This window comes from Elusimicrobiota bacterium (genome assembly GCA_026388095.1).
In the GTDB taxonomy this organism is placed as follows: domain Bacteria; phylum Elusimicrobiota; class Elusimicrobia; order UBA1565; family UBA9628; genus UBA9628.
On sequence record JAPLKL010000045.1, the window covers coordinates 115150 to 136995 of the forward strand.

The 21846-nt window shown below is 68.0% G+C and carries 14 protein-coding genes; 6 read left to right on the forward strand and 8 right to left on the reverse strand.

The features are described from left to right. Positions 1 to 8: 8 nt before the first annotated feature. Positions 9 to 6389: an AarF/UbiB family protein gene (locus NTY77_11825; protein ID MCX5796176.1), complete on the forward strand. Its 6381-nt coding sequence runs from the start codon at positions 9 to 11 to the stop codon at positions 6387 to 6389. On the opposite strand, the gene NTY77_11830 is transcribed toward NTY77_11825, so the two are convergent. Next, positions 6386 to 7561 (reverse strand): hypothetical protein, encoded by a 1176-nt coding sequence (locus tag NTY77_11830; protein MCX5796177.1) that lies wholly within the window; start codon positions 7559 to 7561, stop codon positions 6386 to 6388. The genes NTY77_11825 and NTY77_11830 overlap by 4 nt on opposite strands. Positions 7562 to 7742: 181 nt before the next feature. On the opposite strand from NTY77_11830, the gene NTY77_11835 reads away from it, so the two are divergent. Together NTY77_11835 and NTY77_11840 are read left to right on the forward strand one after the other, a co-directional pair. Further along, positions 7743 to 8258 carry a sigma-70 family RNA polymerase sigma factor gene (locus NTY77_11835; protein MCX5796178.1) on the forward strand — a complete coding sequence of 172 codons (516 nt, stop codon included), beginning with the start codon at positions 7743 to 7745 and terminating at the stop codon, positions 8256 to 8258. Between the two features lies 1 nt (position 8259). Then, positions 8260 to 10521 carry a VWA domain-containing protein gene (locus NTY77_11840; GenBank protein ID MCX5796179.1) on the forward strand — a complete coding sequence of 754 codons (2262 nt, stop codon included), beginning with the start codon at positions 8260 to 8262 and terminating at the stop codon, positions 10519 to 10521. A gap of 7 nt (positions 10522 to 10528) precedes the next feature. Here the strand turns inward: NTY77_11840 and NTY77_11845 are convergent, their stop codons facing one another. Further along, on the reverse strand, positions 10529 to 11386 hold the full coding sequence (locus NTY77_11845; GenBank protein ID MCX5796180.1) for a hypothetical protein: 858 nt from the start codon (positions 11384 to 11386) through the stop codon (positions 10529 to 10531). 162 nt (positions 11387 to 11548) lie between these two features. Here NTY77_11845 and NTY77_11850 point away from each other — a divergent pair, with 162 nt between their 5' ends. Further along, a complete protein-coding gene (locus NTY77_11850; protein ID MCX5796181.1) occupies positions 11549 to 12868 on the forward strand; it encodes a hypothetical protein in 1320 nt (439 codons plus the stop codon). Positions 12869 to 13238: 370 nt separating this feature from the next. On the opposite strand, the gene NTY77_11855 is transcribed toward NTY77_11850, so the two are convergent. From NTY77_11855 to NTY77_11870, 4 genes are all read right to left on the reverse strand, one after another. Beyond that, positions 13239 to 14678 (reverse strand): aminobutyraldehyde dehydrogenase, encoded by a 1440-nt coding sequence (locus tag NTY77_11855; protein ID MCX5796182.1) that lies wholly within the window; start codon positions 14676 to 14678, stop codon positions 13239 to 13241. A 15-nt stretch (positions 14679 to 14693) separates the two neighbouring features. Next, entirely contained in the window at positions 14694 to 15062 is a 369-nt protein-coding gene (locus tag NTY77_11860) for an isoprenylcysteine carboxylmethyltransferase family protein (protein ID MCX5796183.1), read from the reverse strand. A 107-nt stretch (positions 15063 to 15169) separates the two neighbouring features. Beyond that, a complete protein-coding gene (locus NTY77_11865) occupies positions 15170 to 15505 on the reverse strand; it encodes a hypothetical protein (protein MCX5796184.1) in 336 nt (111 codons plus the stop codon). A gap of 25 nt (positions 15506 to 15530) precedes the next feature. After that, the gene (locus NTY77_11870) at positions 15531 to 17483 is read right to left on the reverse strand and encodes an oligopeptide transporter, OPT family (protein ID MCX5796185.1); all 1953 of its coding nucleotides are present in this window, start codon (positions 17481 to 17483) and stop codon (positions 15531 to 15533) included. 155 nt (positions 17484 to 17638) lie between these two features. Between NTY77_11870 and NTY77_11875 the strand changes: the two genes are divergently transcribed. Continuing rightward, on the forward strand, positions 17639 to 18628 hold the full coding sequence (locus NTY77_11875) for a CHAP domain-containing protein (protein MCX5796186.1): 990 nt from the start codon (positions 17639 to 17641) through the stop codon (positions 18626 to 18628). A gap of 15 nt (positions 18629 to 18643) precedes the next feature. On the opposite strand, the gene NTY77_11880 is transcribed toward NTY77_11875, so the two are convergent. Next, positions 18644 to 19471 (reverse strand): alpha/beta hydrolase, encoded by an 828-nt coding sequence (locus NTY77_11880; GenBank protein MCX5796187.1) that lies wholly within the window; start codon positions 19469 to 19471, stop codon positions 18644 to 18646. Positions 19472 to 19575: 104 nt separating this feature from the next. Between NTY77_11880 and NTY77_11885 the strand changes: the two genes are divergently transcribed. Beyond that, positions 19576 to 19920, forward strand: coding sequence for a hypothetical protein (locus NTY77_11885; protein ID MCX5796188.1), 345 nt, complete (start codon positions 19576 to 19578; stop codon positions 19918 to 19920). 196 nt (positions 19921 to 20116) lie between these two features. Here the strand turns inward: NTY77_11885 and NTY77_11890 are convergent, their stop codons facing one another. Further along, positions 20117 to 21535 (reverse strand): caspase family protein, encoded by a 1419-nt coding sequence (locus NTY77_11890; protein MCX5796189.1) that lies wholly within the window; start codon positions 21533 to 21535, stop codon positions 20117 to 20119. Between the last annotated feature and the right edge of the window lie 311 nt (positions 21536 to 21846).

A 21846-nucleotide genomic window follows, 5' to 3' on the forward strand; every position in this document is an offset into this window, starting at 1 on the left:
CCCGCTCCATGTCCCGCGAACTCTCCCGCCGTCTGTCCCTGCTGATCTGCGCGGCCGCCGGCCTGGCGCTCTGGTCTGCGCGCGGCTCTGCCGCCACCGTGAGCAAGACCGGCGAAGCCAAGGCCGCCGTCAACAGCGGGGCTCCTGGCACCAGCCCCGGCACGGCCCGGACCGGCAACGCCGCCGTGGTCCCCACGCTGGCCGCGCCTCTGCCTCTCTCCGGGTCGCTGCCGGGGCAGTCGGCCGCTCCTCAGCCGGTGCTCCCGCGCCTGGAAGTCCCGATCGCGGCCCCGAGCGAGCAGGCGCCGGCTCCGCTGCGCGCCTCTGAGATCCCCGCCGACGCAGCTCAAGCCGCAGCGCCGCCGGTTGGTCCGGCGGTGATGCAGGAGTCCTTGCGGCAGACGCAGGAAGTCACCTCGGAGATGGGCGCCGCTCTCAAGGAGCCCGCAGGGGGGGAGGCAGGCGCAACGCGCGCCTCGGCCGTCGGCAGCAAGCTCTTCGACCGCGGCCGCCCCAAGTCCGGCGCCTCGGAGCCCGTGGCCGAGCCGGAGAGCCAGGCCGCGGAGCCGCCCCAGAGCGACAAGGAGCTCATCCAGCTGCGCGAGCGGGTGGACCGCGACGTGCGCGCCATCCTGCGCAACGAGATGGGCGGCGACCTGGGACGCTCCGAGATCGGCGGCCGGGTCCGCGCCGTGCTGGCCCGGCTGGAGAAGGCCAACGGCATCGACCCGGGCGCGGTCAGCCTCCACCTGGGCAGCTCCTTCATCCCCAACGCCTTCACGACCATCACGGACACGGAGCTGAACTATCTCAAGTCCAAGGGCCGCCTGCAGGCCACCTTCAAGAACTCCAACGTGTTCATGAGCCGGGGCCTGCTGGAGGGCTTCATCGGCCATCCCGACGCCGCCCTGGCCTTCGTCCTGGCCCACGAGCTCGCCCACAACCGGCTGGGCCACCTCAAGAGCCTGGGCAGCAGCTCCTTGATGCTGGGCCACCTCCTGGAGTTCGAGGCCGACACCGAGGCCCTCTCCATGATCGCGCGCGCCGGCTACGACCCTAGAGAGGCCCTCGACGCCTTGGAGCTCATCGAGGGCCGGGTCGAGGCGCTCAAGCGCGACTATCCCCTGCTCCAGCGCGGCCAGAGCGAATACCAGAAGCTCCTGATGCGCTGGCGCGACGTGCACCCCAACCACGCCCTGCGGCGCGCCAATCTGGAGGACCACCTGAGCCAGGCCCTGGAGGCTTATCGGGCCAGCCCGATGCGCGAGCAGCCCCAGGGAGCCCTGGCCGCCATCGGAGCCAGCCTCGAAACGGAGCCCGTGCGCGACGAGGCGGCGCAGTTGGAGGAACGGCTCGCCAAGGCCGTGGAGGACCCCAAGCTTTCCTTCTACGACAAGGTCGTGGCCATGGAAGGCCTCTTGACCCAGCGCATCCGCGAGAGACAGGCCAAGAGCAAGCTCACGGGGCAGACCGAGACAGTCCGCTACGTGGGCATCGAAGACCAGATGATCGTGGAGAACGCGGTCCGGGCCTTGGCCGCCAAGGCCCGGAGCCTCGACGACCTCAACAGCCTCTACCAGATCCACCAGCGCATCGCCTTGCTCTATCCGGCCCTCAATTTCCCCAGCCACAGGGCCATGGCCGCGGTCATCACGCGCCAGTGGCAGGCGGCGGCCAAGCTCCTGGGGCCCCGGGCGGCCGTGCCCGCGATCGATCCCTATGTGGGGAAGGTCTCGCTGACGGCCACGCAGGCGCTCTTCAACATCTACCTCAAGCGCATAGACAGTCCGGAAGCGTTCGACGCGGCGCTGGAGTATCTCGGCCACCAGGCCCTGCCCCTGGGCTATTCGCCCGGGACCATCCGCGACTCCATGGCCGAGTCCTTGGCCCGCACCTTGATCGCCAAGAGCCTGGCCTTGGCCGTGCCCCAGGACCTGCCCCCGGCCGAGAGGCTGGCGCGGGCCATCGAGCACCTGCGGGCCAAGGTCCCGGCCATCCTGCTGGTGGCGGGACCGCAGACCGCGGGCAAGGCGGGCGGCTATCTTTCCACCTATCTTAAAGCCGAGCTCATCGACTTCTACTTCACGGGCCGGGCCGGCGCGGACCCGGCCTGGTCCTTGCCGGAGGTCATGCTGCTGCTGGAAGGCCGGGAGCGCGAGGATATCCTCTCCCAGCGCGGCGCGCAGGCCGATTACTCGGCGGTCCGGGCCGCGGGAGCCATGGTGGCCTGGAACGAGCGCTATTTCAAGGCCCAGGGAGCGGAGCTTTCCCAGGCGGGCAGCGTGGTCTTCAACTACGAGCGGCTCGACACCAAGGGCATCGTCGTGCCCAAGGCCTCGGAGCTCCTGGAGATCCTGTCCATCCTCCCGTACCGCAGGGCCGAGGACCGGGACAAGGACGAGAGCGACAACAACGGCTCGCGCCTGCCGCTCGAGGTGCCCGAGACCATGGCCGCCGCCATCCTCAAGCACGACGCCTCCTGGCAGGAGGGCTTCTGGCAGGAGGCCGCGGCGTGGCTGCTCAAGGAATACGTCCAGACCAAGGAGCAGCCGGGGAGCCTCGACACGCTCAAGCGCCGCCTGCAGGCCCTGGCCGAGCTGCAATCGAGCGTGGTGCGCCGCTCGCAGAGCCTGGCCCCTCTCTCCGCCGCGCTGCGCGGGACCACGCGCGCCCTGCGGGAAGCGGCCGCGGGACCGCGGGCCGGGACCGGCCGCGAAGCCCTCTCCGCGGTGGCCGACTACATGATCACCAACCTGGTCAACTCCTCGGTGGCGGACCAGCTGGAGCTGGCGCGCGACTCGGAGGCCGGCATCGCCCTGGCCGAGCTCCAGGAGCTCACCGGCCAGATCCTGGAGCTCGACGGCAGCTACTCGAGCTTCAACACCACCGAGCGCCTGCGCGCTCTGGGCTCGGCTTTCTACTACGCCGCCTCTCACGGCAAGGACCTGCTCCCGTTGACCGCCTACGTCCGCTCCATCATGCGCTGGACCCGGCACAAGGGCGGCAACGGCGCCTCGGGCCAGGGGACGAGCGCCGACGGCTTCGCCGCTCAGAACAAGGCCCTGTTCCGCGAGGCCGGGCTGGCCGCGCAGTATCAGAAGCTGCCCAGCGACGTGCGCGGCAAGCTCACCTCCGGGGCCCTGGGCCTGATGGGCGATCCGCGCACCACAGCCGCGGAGCTCCTGGGCGCCTCGCTGGCGGTCTACCTGGAGCATCAGAACGTGGACAACATGAGGGGCGGCCACGATCAGGTCCGGCAGGGCTTGGCCTTGCTGCTCATCGAGGAGGCCGGCCGGCGCATCCGCAGCCCGGAGGAGGCCAAGGCCGCGGCGGAGTTCCTGCGCCGGGTGCACGACCTGGACCCGTTCTACATCAGCTATGTGCCGCGCACCGAGGTCAACACCGACTCCCGCCTCTACGGCCGCGGCGCCGCCGACGCCATCCGCACCGAGGTCTTGGGCGCTTTGGCGGCGCGCAAGCAGCCCTTCCGCGAGCGCGACGCGGGCTCGGTGCGCGCCTTGCTCGAGCGCATCCAGCAGGCCGGCGGCTGGCCGGCGGCGGCCTCGGACCAGCTGGCCCTGCTGGACTGGGCCGGACGCATCGGCGACTACGACTCCTGGGTGGACGACCAGATCCTGGCTGTCGCCAAGAAAGACCCCGCCGCGTTCGAGGCCTGGGCCAAGGAGGACGAGGACTGGACGCGGGCCGTGCGCAAGGGCGAGGCCCGCGAGCCCAAGTCCTACCCGGCCGTGGGCGCGGTCACGCGCACCCTGGAGAAGCTCCTCGGCCTGGAGGAGGACACCATCAAGCTGCCGGAGCTGCGGCCCGCCGCCCTGCGCCTGGTCCGCAACCCGGTGCGCCGCGCGGAGCTCTACCGCCTGCTCCGGACCGGCTCCATCCCGGAGACCGCCCGGCACGGCCTCAAGGACCTGCCGGCCTTCGCCCGGCTGACCCGCTCGAGCTGGGCGGCGTCGCGCTATTTCTCCGCGGCCTTCCTGCGCTCCGTGGTGCGCGAGGCCAGCCCGGACGCGCGCATCGTCATGGTCCTGCAGGAGACCTCGCGCGTGGCCGACGACCAGGCCCGCCTGGCGGAGGCGCGCTGGAACGCGGGCCAGTCCAGCCTCGACGACGTGCGCTACCTGCAGAGCTGGCGCCTGGAGCGCGCCTCCTGGCGGGAGCGGCTCAAGATGCGGCTCTTCGGCGCGGACTCGGGCAAGCAGTGGGCGGGGCTCTCGGAGTCCGAGAAGCGCGAGCGCGTGGAGCAGTACCGCGGCGCGGTGTTCCGCGACGCCCTGGCGCGCCTGATGGCGCTGCACGACCGCTACGCCGCCTTCCTCGACCCGGAGCTGGGCTTCATCATCGACAGTTTCCCGGAGCCCAACCGCACCCGCGACGACCTCTTGGAACGCCTGGCCAAGTCCCGGCGCCTGACCCCGGAATCCTTGGGCGTCATCGAGAGCTATAAGAGCTACCGCCTGCCCAATCCCCTGCGCTTCGTGGAGAAGCAGTTCATGGAGGTGGCCGGAGTCCAGCTGGCCAAGCTCTCTCCCGCCGAGCGCGTGGACCTGATCCTGCACATCGGCGGGGTCCGGCATCTCGACGAGCCGGCTTTGGCCAAGCTGGAGGCGCGGATGCTGGGCCGCGACCGCCGGGTCTTCGTCGAGAAGAACCTGAACATCTACTCCTTCCGGCAGTACCTCAAGTACCTCGACCAGCTCCATCCCGAGGACAAGGAGCTCTTCGTCAAGTCCATGTTCTACGGCAAAGGCTCGATCTCCGAGCAGCCCGAGCAGGTCGAGCGCCTCTACCGCGCCATCGCGGTGGACGGCCGCGGCCTGCCGCCGCTGGTGGAGCGCGTCATGCTGGCCTACTACCAGCTCCTGACCCCGCCGGAGCGCATCAAGGCCATCATCCACATGACCCGGGCCTCGCGCAGCGACTCGGCGCTCTCCGGGCCGGAGATCGTGCGCTCGGCCCTGGAGAACTTCGGCATCACGGGCGCCAAGATCGGCCAGGTGCTGGCCACGCACCGCGGCCTGCTGCCGCCGGAGTACGCGGCCGCCCTGGAGAAGTTCAAGGACGGGGCGCAGAGCCTGGAGAAGGCCAAGGTCCTGGCCATGCTGGAGAAGCGCTTCGCCTTGCTGCGCGGCGCGCCTACGGCCGGCGGCAGCGACGCGGAGCAGGCCCGGCGCCTGGAGCTGGCGCAGACCGCCCAGAAGCTCTATCCCGCGGCCGACGCGCTCACGCGCCAGCGCTACGTCGAGGAGGTCCTGGCCTTGGAGCGCATCCGGTCCGACGGCGGCCTGGTCTCGGACATCCAGTCGCTGGGCCGGGAGCTGGGCAGCGGCTCGGTCAAGATCGCCTACAAGGTGACCTTGAAGGACGGCTCGACCTGGGTGGCCAAGGTGCGCCGCCCCGGCGCGACCGTCGATTTCAAGCGGGAGTTCGAGGTTCTGGAGGCCTTGACCTCCCAGCTCATGGACGACCCGGCCCTCAAGCTGCCCAACCTCAGCCAGCTGGCCGAGGAGGTGCGCACGCTGGTGCTCTCGGAGCTGGACTTCCTGCAGGAGGCCGAGAAGAACCGCCGCACCGCGGCCAACGTGGCGCAGCGGGGCCGCGCCGCGAATCTGCTCAAGTCCGGCGGCCGGGTGCTGGTGGCGGACGTGCACCCCTCGCTCTTGGCCGAGGACCTGGCCTTGGACGAGTTCGTGCCCTCGGTCTCCTTCAAGGCCTTGCCCGAGCGCGGCGTCCTGCGGGTCTCCAAGCGCTCCTTGTCCCGCGCCATCGTAGACGAGGCCTCACAAGCCCTGATCGTGGACGAGTACCTCGACCCGGACCGGCACACGGGCAACATCCTCCAGAAGGCCTGGTTCGGCCTGCCCTGGCCGGTGCGTCCGGTCAAGCCGGTCTGGATAGACCTGGGCCAGTCCGTGCCCATCCCCTACCGGCAGATCCTGCCCTTCCTGAAAGCCGGCCTGGCCTTGAAATACGAGCGGCCGGCCGACGCGGCCGCGGACCTGGCCGCCATCTTCACGGCCGCGCCCGAGGCTCAGGAGAAGCTGACGGCCCTGTTGGCCGAGCAACTGGCCTTGCCCGGCGCGGGCGTACTGGAGCGCATCCTCAACGCCATCGTCAAGGCCGAGGCCGGAGGCTTCCTGGTGCGGCCGGAGCAGGCGGCTCTGGAAAAGGCCATGATCCTTCTCAACGGCTACTCGCAGTACCTGCCCGCGGACTACATGATGCATTCGCTGGAGCGCGCGGTCATGCTCAGAGCCCTCAAGCGCGACCGCGCAACGGCCGGCCGGCTGGCTTGGCTGCGCGCGGGCGAACTGCTGGGAGGGGATCGCTACGCGGGGCTGCGCCGGGAGCTCGAGGGCCTGGGGCGCTAGGACTGCCGCCGCCTGACCAGGTCCCGGTGATAGCGCTGCATCAAGATCCGGACTCGGGCCGCGAGCTTGCGGTAAGCGGCTCGGCCGGAGGGGGACTTCAAGACCTTGATGTCGGCCAGGACGGCGTCGAGGCGCTCCCGGGCTTTGGCCAAGCGGCCCTTGGCCTGCGCGGTGGCGTGCTCCGCGTAAGCCTCTTCCAGATTCTCGACGTCTTCCTCGATCTCGTCGCGCTCCGCTTCGAGGTCCTCCATGGCCGCGGCGAAGCCTTTGTTCAGGCGCAGCTTGCTGGAGAGCTGTCCGGCCATCCACTCCTCGAAAGCCTGCGGGCTCTTGCGCAGCTCCCGTTCCGCGGCGGCGGAGAATGAGCCGTCTCGTTTCGCCGGAACACCCAATTCCGCCAGGACCTTGAGCGTGACCACGTGCGCTTCCAGCTCCATCTCCAGGGCTTCGGAGGGAACGCCCTCGGCGTGCTGCAGGATGTGGAGCAGCTCATGGACCAATGTGGCGGCGGCGAGGTTCGTGTCGCCGTCGGCGTAGCGGCGGTCGAGGTAGAGGACCCGGCTCATGTAATCGTACTCCCCGAGGTTGCCCTTGAGGTCGTGGAAGCGGACCTGGATGGGCTTGCCTTCCTTCTTGGCCAAGGCCAAGGCCGCGTCGACGATCTTGCGGCCGGTGGGGGCGGCTCGGGACGCGGCCACGATGCCGCCCAGCCGCTGGAGGTCCGCGTCGCGAGGCGTGGCCAGACCGGACGGCGTTTCGGCCTCGACTGCGGCCACGGCACTGCGGGCTTGGGGCCCGTTCCAGAAGGCGTCGAGCGCGGGTTTGGGGTCGTCCGTTGCCAGCCGCGACAAGGTTGCGGCGAATGAGACCAGATGCTCGAGGCTGAATGCCCCGGGGAGGGCGGGAGTGATGTAGATCTCGGGGATGGCTTCCGGGGTCTGGACTTGGACGGCCGGGGTGGGCTGGAGCTGGGGCAGGACCGCTGGCAGGGTCGGTCCGGGCGCGGTCAGGGGCGCGGCCAGCAGGATGGGGCTGAGGCCGGTCCTGAAGGAGGGCGCGGCCAAAGAGCCGCGCAGGATGGGCACCGGGGCGGATGGGATTCGGCTGAGCGTGGCGGCAGAAACCGGTGCGCTGAACAGGGCGGCGATGACGGCGAGGATGGCGCGGCGCATCTGTGCCTATTATAGACTGATAATCGCGCGAGACTATCAGGACGAAGGGGGAAGCGCGGGCTCGGCATTGGGCCCTCGGCTGGCTGGGTCCTTTGCTAATATAGCGGCATTCCATGGGGAGGGGGTGTAATACTTTGGCGGCTTTGCGCGAATACCTGATGAAGGGGCCGTCCGAGGCACTATGACCGAGAACTCGGCGCAGGGATTCGCGGACTTCTACGAGGAATGGTTCCCCAAGGTCTACAACTACGCCAGGCATCGCACGGGGTCCGCGACCCGGGCCGATGAGATAGCCTCCGAGACCTTCTCCCGGGCGCTCAAGTCTTGGCCGAGCTTCGACCCGGAGAGGGGGGACAAGCGGACCTGGCTTTTCTCCATAGCTTTCCGCTCGGTGGCGGACCATTATCGCTCCGAGCGGCGCCGGGGCTGGTTCGGGCTGGATTTCTTGTTCGGGTCCGAGCCGCGGGAGCACGGGCCGGAGCGCAAGCTCGAGCAGGCGGCCGAGTCCGACCGGGTGCTCTGCGCCTTGGGCGGCCTGAGCGAGGAGCACCGCGAGATCGTGTCCCTCAAGTTCTTCGGCGGCCTGACCAACCGCGCCATCGCCAAGCTCATGAGCCTCACTGAAACCAACGTGGCCGTGATACTGTTCCGCTCCGTGCGCCTGATGAGGAAGAACCTCTCGGGCGTGGAGGCTTGATATGAACGAGATTTTGGAAGCTGAGCGTTTCTGCAAGGAGCTGGACTGCCTGCTCGCCGGCACCAAGGGCGGGGATCCGCTGGACGAGGAGTCGGCCAAGGACATGGAGTTCGCGGAGCGCATCGTGAGCTCGGACCGCAGCGGCGAGAGCAAGGTGCGGCGCAGCCTCAAGGCGAAGCTGCTGGCTCGGAAGCCCGGCCGCCTGGAAGCCTGGGGAGTCCGGCCTTGGGTGCTCTGCGCCGGGCTTGCGACTCTGATCTTGGTGCCGTTGGCCATTCCCCTGATCATCAGGGAATATGAGGTGGGTAGGGTCGCCGAAGTTACGGCGTACATCGGCGACTTGAGGGGCGCCCAGGAGAGAAATGCCGCGAGAAGCGCGGCCGCACAGAGCAATTCTTTGGGATATGTGAGCAAGATGCTGGGCTACGCGGGAGTGGGGTCCAGCGGTCCGACGGACGGGAGCGCGAACTCCTTGGCCGCATTGAAGAAGGCCGCAAAGAACGCGGGCAACGCAATTAACCGGCAGGGTTCGGCCTTGAGCGCTGCCGAGCAGGCCGCCGGGATGAACATTCCGGGAGGTGCCGGCGTCGGCGGCGCGGGCAATGACTCGAAGAGCCTGGGAGAATCCTTGGCGTACCTGTCGCCAAGGCAGACAGGCTACACAATCACAGGCAATAGAAGATTCGGGGAGTTGTCCTCCGGCCGAGCTTTGGGTGGAGGGTCGGTCCGGCAATTGAGCGCTGTGCGTCATTCTGTGGCGCCGAAGGGTAACTTCTCCAGCTTGTCCGGCCTCTCTGCGCCCGAACCTCTGGTGCAGCCCTCCCAACTGCCCTTCTCGCTGTCCGTGGACCAGGAAGTCTACAACCACATGGCGGAGGGCGAATTCCTGAAGGCGAGCAATAATCCCTTCTCGACCTTCTCCATCGACGTGGATGTCGCCTCCTACGCCAATGTCCGCCGCTTCCTAAAACAGGACCGCCTGCCTCCGCCGGACGCGGTGCGCATCGAGGAGTTCATCAACTACTTCCGCTACGACTATCCCGAACCGCAGCATGGGCAGCCCTTCACTATCATCGCGGACGCGGCGGACTCTCCCTGGCACGCCAAGCACAAGCTCGTGCGCGTCGCCATCAAGGCCAAAAGCATCCCAAAGGACGAGTTGCCTCCGAGCAACCTCGTCTTCCTCATCGACAGCTCCGGCTCCATGCAAGACGGGAATAAGTTGCCGCTGGTCAAGAAGGCCCTGCGCCTGCTGGTCAATGAACTGCGGCCTCAGGACCATGTGGCCATCGTGACCTACGCGAGCAGCGCGGGGATCGTACTCGACGCCACGTCCGGCATCCGGAAAGCCGATATACTCGCCGCCATCGACAGGCTCCAAGCTGACGGCTCTACGGCCGGGGCCCAGGGCATCCAACTCGCCTACCAGGTCGCGGCCAAGCACCTGCTCAAGAAGGGCAACAACCGCGTCATTCTGGCCACGGACGGCGACTTCAACGTCGGCGTCACCAGCGACTCCGAACTCGTGCGGCTCATCGAAGGCGAGCGCACGAAAGGCATCTTCCTTACCGTGCTTGGCGTGGGCGAAGGCAACTACCAGGACGCCAAGATGCAGCAACTCGCGGACAAAGGCAACGGCAACTACGCCTACCTAGACGACATCGCGGAGGCCCAGAAGGTCCTGGTGGCGCAGTTGGCCGGGACCCTCAACACCGTGGCCAAGGACGTGAAGATCCAGGTCGAGTTCAACCCCGCGCGGGTCCAGGCCTACCGCCTCATCGGCTACGAGAAGAGGGCACTCCAGGCCGAGGACTTTAAGAACGACAAGAAAGACGCAGGCGAGCTCGGCTCAGGGCATACCGTCACCGCGCTCTACGAGGTCATCCCACCCGGCGTCAAAACCGACCTGCCCGCGGTGGACGAACTGCGCTACCAGAAGACCTCTCTCGTCCCGGCGGAGGTAAGTCATGAGCTCCTCACGGTCAAAGTCCGATATAAGGACCCCAACGGGACGAAGAGCCTGCTCATGGTCCGGCCCCTGGTCGATAAGATGCAGCGGTGGAGCGAGGCCGCTCCGGACTTCAAGTTCGCGGCCGCTGTCGCGGGCTTCGGCATGCTCTTGCGCGGCTCGGCCTTCTCCCGGGACCTCTCCTACGACAAGGTCTACCGTATGGCGCAGGCGTCCGGCGGCAAAGACCCGGACGGGACCCGCGGCGAGTTCATCCGGCTCGTAGAAAAGGCCCGCCTGCTGAAAGGATTGTAGCCGAGTCTCAGCCCTCGGCGAACAGGCTCCACAGCCGGGATTCCATCAAGTAGAGATTGCCTTCCTTGCTCTCCAGGTCCTCGAACACCGCGGCCAGAGAGATGGCGTCGTCGAGGTGGGGCAGGTATTGGTCGAGGTTGGGCTTCGGCGTCCTGAACTTCACCATCCTCCTGAAGACGATCCTGCCCTTGGTCTCGACGATATCCTGGAAGCGCCGCTGCAGCGACGCCTTGAGCCCCGCCGTCGCGGGGGTGAGCGGCAGCGGCTGGATCACCTTCTCGGGGCCGGTGGCGGACCGCACCCGGTCCCCCTCGAGCTTGAACACGCCGGCCGCGGCCAGGGCCTTGACCGCGCGCCGCGCCACGGGCATGGAAAGGCCGGTCCGGCGCGCGACCAGCTTCACCGGCCACCATTCCGGCGTGGTCATGACCAACAGATAGCAGGAGTAGTTCGCCGCGTTGGCGGCGAGGGCCCGCCATTGCTCCAAGCTCAACTGGAAGGCGTTGTGCTGCAGGGCCGTGCGGACCGCCAGCTCCCTGAGCTTCAAGCTGGGCAGATCGGGAGCCGCCGGCTGCGCCGCGGCCGCATAGCGCAGCAAAGCATCCATGCCGAGCGCGGCGAAATACGCCTGCACCAGCTCGCGGCCGCGCGGCGCCTGTTCGTTGAGGTCGAGCGCCAGCAGGAGCGCCTCCAGCCTTTCCGCCTTGGGCAGGCTCAAGCCGGTTTCCAGGTTCAGGTAATTGCGGAACGAGAGGCGGAAGGCCCTGCGGCCGTCCCGGCTCCGGTAAAAAGCGTGGGCCGTGGGGAATCCCTGCTCGCGGCGGGTGCGGGCGAGGAGCTCGCCGAACAGCCGAGCCTTCTTCATGCGCAGAGGATAACAAAATGATTGTCGTGGCACAACACATGGGCCGGCTTCAGCGGATGCGGCGCATCTGGACCCTAAGCCTGGGGCTGGTTGGTGCTTCGGCCTCAGGGAAATTCTCCGCGCGCGGCGTACAATGATGGTGGCGGTCAGGAGGCAGACAATATGAGGAAGATAGCCACGCTCAGCGCGATGTTCGCCCTGATGTTCGCATCGGAGGCCCGTGCGGACGAAGTCCTGGTCCGGGCGTCCGCCGACTTCTCGGCCTTGGTCCTGCAGGCGCGGCAGAGCGTCGCCCGGACCTCCGTCCCTCCCGCGCAGGCAGCGCCGGATCTCGACTCGGAGATCGACGCGACCATAAAAGGCGCATTGCGGGGGGGGAATCTAGACTCCAGGATGGACCGGTTGGACCACGGGTTGAAGATGGTCTGGACCCAAGCCTTGGGACCCGAAGGGCAGCAGGTGCCTTGGGAGCGGGTCGCGCAGATCGTCACGGAGACCCGGCTGAATTGCGCCCCCTTGACGGGCATCAACGTGGGGTACTGGTGGTTCCTCGACCCGGGGCCAGCCAGTCATATCAGCAAGGAGAGCCGCCAAGCCGGCGGCGCGAAAGCCCATGAAGTGCTCGGTGCCATCCGTGACAACCGGGAGTACATCATCGCGGCGGCCCCCCAGGATTCGATCCGGGCTCGCTACGACATGGCCCCTGGTTATGGAGATTGGGGCAAGGGCGTCAACCAGGACGTGCTGAAGGCGGTGGACAAGCTCTCAGGCGGAGACCCGGCGCAGAAAGGGCGATATGCCGCGGCCTTCACCAAGGACGGCAAAAGCGCCGCCCTGCCGCAGCGCCAGGCCCTGGGGGACCTGCGCGCCGCGTTCGGCGCCGTCACCGAGGACCAGCTCCCCGCCCAGCTGAGCGGCTTCGCCGCCAAAGACGCGCTGCTGCTGATCTCGGACTGGCTGGGCCAGGAGGGCCTGGCGAAATTCCAGTACCATCTGACCCTCGCGGATGACAGCGTGGTCACGCTCTACGACATCCCCATGCTCGACCAATGGGTCCAGGCCAACGCAATCTCCTTGGACCGCGTGCTGCGCCAAAGTTGGGTACGGATGCCCATCGAGAAGTCGGCTCTATGGGCCGCCGAGGAGCTCGCCATCCGCAAGGGCCTGGGAGGCACGGACTCCCTGCTGACGGCCACGCCGCAGGCGCTCTACATCCAGCGGCAGGATTATCCGGGATTCATGGAGCTCTACCGCGGCGACAAGCGGGCCCTGGGCGGCGAGGAGATCGCCGGCGCCATCAACGGGTTCAAGGCGGACCTGGTCGCCAAGCTCGAAGAGCTGCGGCAGGCGCAGATGTCCATCGCCCGGGCCGTGGATTCCAACACCAGCGCGACGGGAGGCCTTTCCGGCGAGATGGCCGGCGTGCGCCGGGCCATCGACATGGGCACCCTGACCAACATCCTGCTCCGCTTCGTGCACTGACGGCGGCCGGCGTGGCCGGCGGGAAGGCGGATGGGGAGATCCCATCCGCCTTTCGATCCCTAGCAGGCTGCTGATAAACCCTCCAGCGGAAAGGACTGTGTCCGGACACAGTCCTTTCGGTAGCGGGCAACAGTCCGTCCCCGAACTGGCGAGCCGAAGGCTCGCCAGTCGCGCCGAAGGCGCCATCCTTCGTGCAACCTCATCCTTCGTGCAACCTATCGGATGGGTTCTGCCGCCCCGCTTCCGTGCGCTATTGCCGCACGGCACCTGCCCGCCTTCCTTACGGGCAGGTGCGCGGGTCGGTTGCGCCCGGCAGACGACCGCCGGGCGCTCCCAGAACGGATTTAACAGCAGCCTGCTAGGACGGCGCTCAGCCCGGCTCGCCGAAAGCCGTGTAATGCCACGGCTTGCGCGCCGCGCCCGTGGTCTCGAACATCACGTGCTTGGCCACCGTGTACTCCTCGAGCGCGTACTTGGACAAGTCCTTGCCGAAGCCTGATTCCTTGAAGCCCCCGTGCGGCATCTCCGAGGCCAGGGGCAGATGGTCGTTGACCCAGACCGTGCCGAAGCGCATGCCGTTGGCCATGCGCAAAGCCCTCTGCACGTCCTTGGTCCATACCGAGCCGGCCAGCCCGTAGCGCACGTCGTTGGCCAAGGCCAAAGCCTGGGCCTCGCCCTTGAAGGGGAGCAGGCACACCACGGGGCCGAAGATCTCGCTCTGCACCAGCTCCGAGGACTGGGCCGCGCCGGCCACGATGGTCGGCTCTAAGAAGAAGCCCTTTTTCATGCTCTTTGGCCGTCCGCCGCCCAGGAGGACCTTCACGCCCTTGGCCCGCTTGAGGAAGCCTTCCACCCGCGCCCTCTGCTCCGCGGATATGAGCGGCCCCATGTCCGTGCCGGGCTGGGAGGGATCGCCCACGCGCAGCTTGGCCGCTTCCTTGACGAAGGCCGCGGTGAAGCGCGCCATGACGCTCTGCTCCACGTAGATGCGCGTAGCCGCGGTGCAGTCCTGCCCGCAGTTGACGAAGGATGCCACCACCGCGCCCTGCACGGCCGCGGCCAGGTCCGCGTCCGCGAAGACCACGAAGGGCGCCTTGCCGCCCAGCTCGAAGGTCAGGCGCTTGACCGTGGGAGAGGCCTGCACCATGATCTTGCGGCCGGTGTCCGTGTCGCCCGTGAACGAGATCATGCGCACGTCCGGATGCGAGGTCAAGGCGCGGCCCGCCTCCTCGGCCCCGGTCACCACGTTGAGGACCCCTTCCGGGATGCCCGCCTCCAAGGCCAGCTTCCCCAGCTCCACGGTGGTCAAAGGCGTCAGCCTCGAAGGCTTGATCACGCAGGTGTTGCCCGCGGCCAGCGCCGGACCCAGCTTCCAGGCCGCCATCATGAGCGGATAATTCCAGGGCGCGACCAAGGCCACCACCCCGACCGGCTCGCGCCGGATGACGGAGGTGTAGCCGGCCGAGTACTCGCCCGTGCCTGCGCCTTCGCAGAGGCGCGCGGCCGCGGCGAAGAAGCGCAGGTTGTCCACGGCGAAGGGGATGTCGCCGTCGCGGGCGAGCTTGAGCGGCTTGCCCGTATTGCGGGATTCCAGCTCGGCCAAAGCCGCGAGGTTCGCCTCGATGAGGGCCGCCCACTTGAGGATCAGCGCGGCGCGCTCGGCCGGGGATCTGCCGGACCAGACGCCGGAGTCGAAGGCCTTCTTGGCCGAGGCCACGGCCCGGTCAACGTCCCTAGGACCCGCGTCCGCGAGCTCCGCGATGGCCTCCTCTGAGGCTGGGTTCAGGATCAGTCTCTTAGTGGTCTTCATGAAACCTCCGTTCGCTCACAGCCAGCGCCTCACGCGCGCTTTGTAGTCCAGGTACGATCGGCCGAACCTGCGCTCCAGGTAGCTCTCCTCTTTGGCGATCACGTAGGACCGGACCACGGCCAGGGCCGCGGGCAGCAGGAGCAGGCTCCAGAGCAGCCCGAACCACAGGGCCACCCCGGCGTAGAGGAGGGCGGAGCTGAGATAGAGCGGATTGCGGGAGAACCGGTACGGCCCGAAGGTGATCAGGGCCGAACTGGGCTTGTGGGGCAGCAGCGTGGTGCGCGAGCTCAAGAACCAGGCGAAGCTCCAGCCGGCCAGGATCCCTGAAAAGGCGAGGCAAGGCAAGGCCAGGACGCAGAGCAGGAGCCGCGGGAAGGGCTCCACGGGCCAGAGCCGCTGCAGCGGGATGCCCGCGGCGAAGCAGGCGGCGAAGATGAGCGGCGGCGGTACGCGGACCCCCGGCTGATCGGGCGCGGCGGCAGCGGGCTGGCTCAGTGGACCGCCGGCCCCTTGCCGCTGTTGACGCTCAGGATCATCATCTTTTCCGCGGGCCGCCCGAAATTGACCATGAACATCACATGGACGCCTTCGAGCTCGAGCTTCTCGGCCAGCAAGGAGAAGACGTGCTCGTACTGGTCGTCGTTGAGGGTCTCGATCCACTCGACGCCGTCCTCGTCGAAATACAGGTCGATGGAGACCTCGGGCCCGCCCTTGGGCGTGACCGGGTACTCCCGGAACAGGTAGGCTCGGGCCTGGCAGCGCACCGGGTCCTCGAAGGTGATCGAGTAGGCTTCCGGGTCGGGACCGAAATGGCGTTCGATTTTCATCATGAGACCTCCGCCGGGCTGAGACTTAGAGCTCGAGCTTCTGCAGGGCCTTGCGCACCAGCATCGCGCAGAGGAGGGCGAAGGCTCCCAGAGCCAGCAAAGTGCCTGGGATATCCCCCATCTTGGCCTGCAGGCCTTCTCCGAAGCGGGTGACCCCCGGGAAGAATTTCCAGGCGATGACGAGGAGCAGGCCCGCGATGCAGCCTCCGGCCACCAGCCCGGTCGCGTAGAGCATCCCGCTGGAGAGCTCGCTCTCGTCCGCCTTGCCGCGGATGATGTCCGTGAGCCAGCGCATGGCGCCGCCGATGAAGATGGGGAAGGTCGTGGAGATGGGCAGATACGCCCCGACCGCCCAGGCCAGGCCGTTGACCCCGCAGAGCTGGACGGTCAAGGACAGGGCCCCGCCCACGAAGATGTAGCCCCAGGGCAGGTCGCGCGAGAGCACGCCCTGGATGATGGTGGCCATGAGCGTGCCTTGCGGCGCGGGCAGCTTCTCCGAGCCGATGGGGCCCAGTGGTGAGTGGTGCATGGCGATGATGGTGAACCCGACCACGGCCACGGAGACCAGGACGCCGATGAGCAGGCCGATCTGCTGGTTGAAGGGCGTGGCGCCCACCAGATAGCCGGTCTTGAGGTCCTGAGAGGTCGCGCCCGCGTTGGCCGCGGCGATGCAGACGATGGCGCCCACGGCCAGGGCCGCGGCCTGCGCGGCCGCCTGCTTGGACGGGTCGTTGGCCCAGCCCGCGATCACGAAGATGAGGCAGGTGCCCAAGAGCGTGGCGATAGTCATGCCTGAGATCGGGTTCGACGACGAGCCGATGAGCCCCACGATGCGCGAGGACACCGCTACGAAGAAGAAGCCGAACACCACGATGAGCAGGCTGACCAGGAAATACCAGGGGAAGCCCACCGGCATCTTCTGCAGGAAGGGGATGATCAGGGCCATGACCAGGCAGCCTGCGGCCACCCAGGTGATCGGGATGTCGCGCTCGGTGCGCTTCTTCTCGGCCTGGCCCACGCCGCCGCGCATCTCTTTGATGGAGTCGCGCACCGAGGCGAATATGGTGGGCAGGGTGCGCAAGAGCGTCATCATGCCGGCCATGGCCACGGCTCCGGCGCCGATGTAGCGGATGTAGGCGCGGTAGATCCATTCCGCGTGGTTGTGGGAGGCGATCCAGTCCGGGGTGAAGCTGAGCTTGAGCAGGTCCGCCTTGATCTTTTCGTCCGGCACGAACATGGACAAGAGCGGGATCAGGGCCAGCCAGGAGAGCACGCTGCCCGAGACCATGATGCCGGCCAGGCGCGGCCCGATGATGTAGCCCACGCCCAGGTACTCGGGCGTGATCTCGCTGGTGAGCAGCGCGTTCTTGTAGACCCCGTCCGGACCGGTGTTGAGGAGCTTGGGCGTGTCCTGCCACAGGGCGAAGAGCTTGTTGAGCACGGAGTAGGCCATGGCCGCCCAGAAGCCGCTGAACACGGTCTTGGCCATCTCTCCGCCGCGCTCTCCCGCGATGAGCACGTCGGCGCAGGCGGTGCCTTCCGGATAGGGGAGGGTTCCGTGCTCCTTGACGATCAGCGCCCGGCGCATGGGCACCATCATGAGCACGCCGATGACGCCTCCGGCCGCGGCCAAAGACATGATCTGCAGGAGGTTGAAGTACTCCTTGGCGCCGCCGCTGGCGATGAACAGGAAGGCGGGGGCGGTGAACACGACGCCCGCGGCTATGGATTCTCCCGCGGAACCGATGGTCTGCACGATGTTGTTCTCTAGAATGGTGGACTTGCCGAAGCGCTTGAACACCGCGATGGAGAGCACGGCGATGGGGATGGAGGCCGAGACCGTGAGCCCGGCGCGCAAGGCGAGGTAGACCGTGACGGCGCCGAAGAGGATGCCGAAGAGACAGCCCAGCAGGACGGCCTTCAGGGTGAATTCGTCGACGTTCTGGTCATGGGCGATGTAGGGCTTGTGCTCTGGCATGGCGCTCTCCTGGGAGCTGGAATGTCGGGAAGACGGTCAGAGGATACCAAATTTGTCCGTTCCTGGAGTTTTCCTCCAGCCAGTGGATGTCCCTTCGGCCGACGACTTCCCGGCGGGGTTTTGGTATATTGATTCTTCAGGGGGAAGGGGGACGCATGGAACGACAGCCGAAGCCGTATCTATCGACGAGCCGGGGCCGAAGCTTGGCCGTGCTCGTGGCCATCTCATGCTTCGTCATCTCCTGGGCGGCGTGGGGCGGCGGGATGCGGCAGGCACCCAAGCCGACGAAGGCCAGGACGATGCCGCCCTGGAGGTCGAGCACGCTCAACGACCAGCTGGCGTCGCTGGACGACCAGGCCTCCTACCTGGAGGACAAGAACGACGCGCTCCAGGGCCAGATCACCGAGGCCAGCTCCACTCTGGCCAAGACCGTAGCGGTCCAGGGCGCCAAACTACAGGCGGGCGGGTCGGTGCCTCCCGCTGAGCAGACCGAGGAGGCCGCGGAATCCGAGCCGGACCAGGGGGCGAGAGAGACCGAGTCGGCCAGGCAGCAGCTGGCCCAGCAGGCGGCCGCCCTGGGGAATCTGCAGACGGACCTGCGGAACCTGCAGTCCCTCCTCCAGCAGACCCACGCCGCCAAGGAGCTGCTCAAGGACGCCACCAACGGCGATGAGAGCGTCTACCAGGACATTCTCCACGGCAAGTTCGACAGGGCGGCGGGGGTCTACGCCAAGCGCGCGACGTCCGACGCCGGCGCCGGGACCGTGGACCGTGGCGGCGGCCAGTGCGGGGACTACCCAGCGGGGTGGTGCCATGCTCCTCCGGACAGCATCATCTATTTCGGCGGGGGGTCGCACCTCAACCGCGAATGCGTGGCCTATGCCGGCTGGGCGCGCTACAGCCACCACCAGCCCTTGGCCTTCGGCGACGCGGGCGACTGGCCCGGCCGCTCCCAGACCCCGACGGTCGGCAGCGTGGCCGTATGGAACCGAGGCACGGTGAGCCCCTACGGCCACGTGGCCTATGTGACGGCGGTGGCCGCCGACAGCATCACCATCTCGGAGTTCAACTGGCACCCCTACGTCTATTCCAGCCGCACCATCAAGCGCAACGGCAGCGGCTGGCCCTCGCGGTTCTGGCCCTGAGCCGCGGGGCGGCGGTCATGGCTCCGCCAGGAAGGCGGCCAGCGCCGAGATGACGGCCGCGGGCCGCTCTTCCTGGGGGACATGCCCGCAGTCGGGGATCGGCAGGAAGCGGCCCTTGGGCACGGCGCGGCAGAACCTCTCCGCGCTGGCGGAGTCCACGACGCCGTCGTGCTCCCCGCGGATGAAGAGGACCGGAGGCTCGAGCTCGGGGTAGCGGGCGATGTAGCCGTCCAGCTCGGGCGACAGGCAGCGCCGGATGTTCTCGGCCACGGCGCGGCGGCCCGCGGGCGTGCGCAGGGCCAAAGAGTACTCGTCGAGGACCTCCTCGGTGATGCAGGAGCGGTCCCAGAAGGCCGAGGGCGCCACGAGCCGGACGGTCCAGCGGCCCAAGAGCGGCTCCAGGATGCGGCCGAGCAGGGGCCGGCGCATGAACCCGATGAACGGGGGGATCCTGTCCGCGTAGACGGGCGAGCCGATCATGACCAGGCGCGAGACCAACTCCGGGGCCTGCAGGGCCAAAAACAGGGAGACATCGCCGCCCATGGAGTTGCCCACCAGCACCGGACGGGACAGCCCCTGCTCCTCGATAAAGCGGCGCAGCCAGCGCGCGAAGCCCGCGAAGGTGTAGTCGAAGTCCCGCGGCTTGTCCGAACGGCCGTAGCCCGGGAAGTCCGGCGCGAAGACGCTGTGCGTCTCGGCGAAGGCCGGCAGCAGATGCCGCCAGGAGTAGGAGGAGGCGCCCAGGCCGTGCAGGAAGACGATGGGCTCGCCCGCGCCGCCGGAAAGGACGTGGGTCCGGACTCCGGCGATCGTGCGCTCACCGGCCTTGATCTCCGCCGCCATGGCGGAGATTATACAACAGGCGGGCGGAGCCTGCCGCGGCTGCCGGTTTTGACGTTTCCTTGAGCTTGATCCTCTATACTTAGGATGACGGCGGGGAGCGGGCCATGAAGAACGCGGGCTGGTTCTTGTCAGGGGCGTGCCTGATTCTGGCCGCTCAGAGCGCGGCCGCAGCGGAGCCGAAGGCCGGCCCCTTCCCGGTCGACCTCATCGCCTCTATCCCCGCAGGGAGCCTGCTCGACTCTTCCCGCTGCGGCGCTCCGCTCGACCTGCAATTCTGCGTGGAGCCCCAGCTCGCAGGCCCCAGGCTCGTGCTCCGACTGGGCTCCGACGACGCCCGGTTCCAGGGGGCCGCGGGCAGGCTGGCGCGCCTGGGCGGCATGTTCATTGGCAGCCGGGATATCGCCGTGTTCGGAGGCTTCCACCTCCGCCTGGACCTAGTCCTGCGTTAACGGGCCAGGGACCCGGTCTGGTCTGAGGCCAAAGGCCCGGGCTGATCCCTTCGGGCGGCGCTACACTGGAGTCATGCCGTTCACGCGCCGCAGCGAGATCCTCCTCATCAGCCTGACCTCCGGCTTGTAAACCGGGCCCTCCCGTTCCGTCCCAGAAGCCGCGTTCGAATCATCCAGGGGAGATCTTCTGCGGCAGCTACCTGAGCCTGAGCTCGGCAGGCGGCGAGGCGGCTGTCTTGAGGAGCTGGGGCACCTGGTCGCGGTTCTCCCGGCCGGCCGCGTCGCGGACCTTGGGGACGAGGTAGTCGTAGATCGACTTCAGCGTGACCGCGCCGTCCGGGCCGGCGGCTCCGTCCGAGAGCCCTTTGAGCAGGTAATAGGTGAAGATCCCGTGGCCCTGCGCCTGGTCGCCGCCCGCGATCTGGTCATCGGCAGAGGCCGTGAGCACGAGCAGCTTGCCGACCGCTCCGGCGGCGGTGTCGAGCTTGGTCACCAGCGGCCGAGCGCCCCGGGGCAGCAGCGACCGCGCGCCGCGGCCCGAGAAGCAGGAATCCAGAGCCACCACGATGTTCTTGGCTTTCAGCGCGTTGAGGTCCTTGTACACCTCGGCAATGGGCAGGGCGGTGTCCTTGAGGTAGGCGGCGTCCCCGTCCCATGGAACGAGATAGGCCTGGCCGGTCTTGAGGTCGGGCGCGCCGTGGCCCGAGTAATAGAAGAAGACGGTCGAGCCCTCGCCGGCCACCTGCGGCAGCCAGGATTCGAGCTCTTTGGTCAGGCTCGCCCGGGTGGCCTGGGAGCCCGAGAGCAGGCGGATGTTGCGCGCCGGCACGCCCAGGGCGGCGAGGTGCTCGCGCACGGCGGCGGCGTCGCGCTCGGCGAACTGCGCGTCGGGCATGGAGGAGTACTTCTCGATGCCCACGATGAGCGCGGCGGATTCGGGATTCTCGGCTTTGGCGTAGCCGGGCCGGTCGACGTCGGAGGCCCAGACCTTGGCCGGCGCGGCCTGCTGGCCGCCGCGAGAGGCGACCCAGGCCGCGAGCTTGAGCGAGCCGGTCAGGCCGGCGTCGAGGTCCTCGACGACCTTGCGCTTGACCTCCTTCTGCGCGGAGGCCCACACCCACCAGCCGACGGGGGTCGCGCCAGAGAGCCCGATGACCTTCGAACGCTGGGCTATGATCGTGTCGACCTCGACGCGTTCGGGCGTCAAGAGCACGAGCTTCATGTCCATCGCGAAGCGCCCGATGCCGTAGCCCTGATGATGGGCGTAGGCGTCGAGCAGACAGATGAGGTCTGGATGGAGCGCCTGCGCGGCCTCGAAGCTCTCGGCGGCCGGCACGGACTTGAAATGCCGGCCGAGCATGGCCGGTGCGTCCTTAGTGATGACGGCGTCGGCGTCCTTGGCTCCGGACAGCGACAGGTGTGCCGCGGTCTTGAGGTACTTCATCGAGTTGACGGTGTTCTCCGTGCGCACGACGGCGAGCGTGAGTCCGGCGGTCGAGGGCCCCCGCGAGACCTGAATCCCCGCCAGCGGGTCGACGCGCCGACCGCCGGAGCACCCTGCGATCAGCGTCAAAGCGGCGGCGAAAGCCAGCGGCGCGGCGGCGAGCCTGCTCACTATTGTCTCCCTGCGGATCACGGCGGAACCTGCCTCAAGTATAGCAACGGCGCCCCTGGGCCGCCAGACGCTGTCACCCGGCGGGTTCATCTTACAGATCCTCCCGGGGGTTATTTCTCCTGCGACTCGACTGGGCCGTTGGTCCCGGCCTGGTCTGAGGCCAAAGGCCCTGGCTGATCCTGTCGGTCGGCGCTACACTGGAGTCATGCCGTTCACGCGTCGCATCGTGATCCTCCTCATCGACCTGACCTCCGGCTTGTAAGCCGGGCCCTCCCGTTCCGTCCAAGAAGCCGCGTTCGAATCATCCAGGG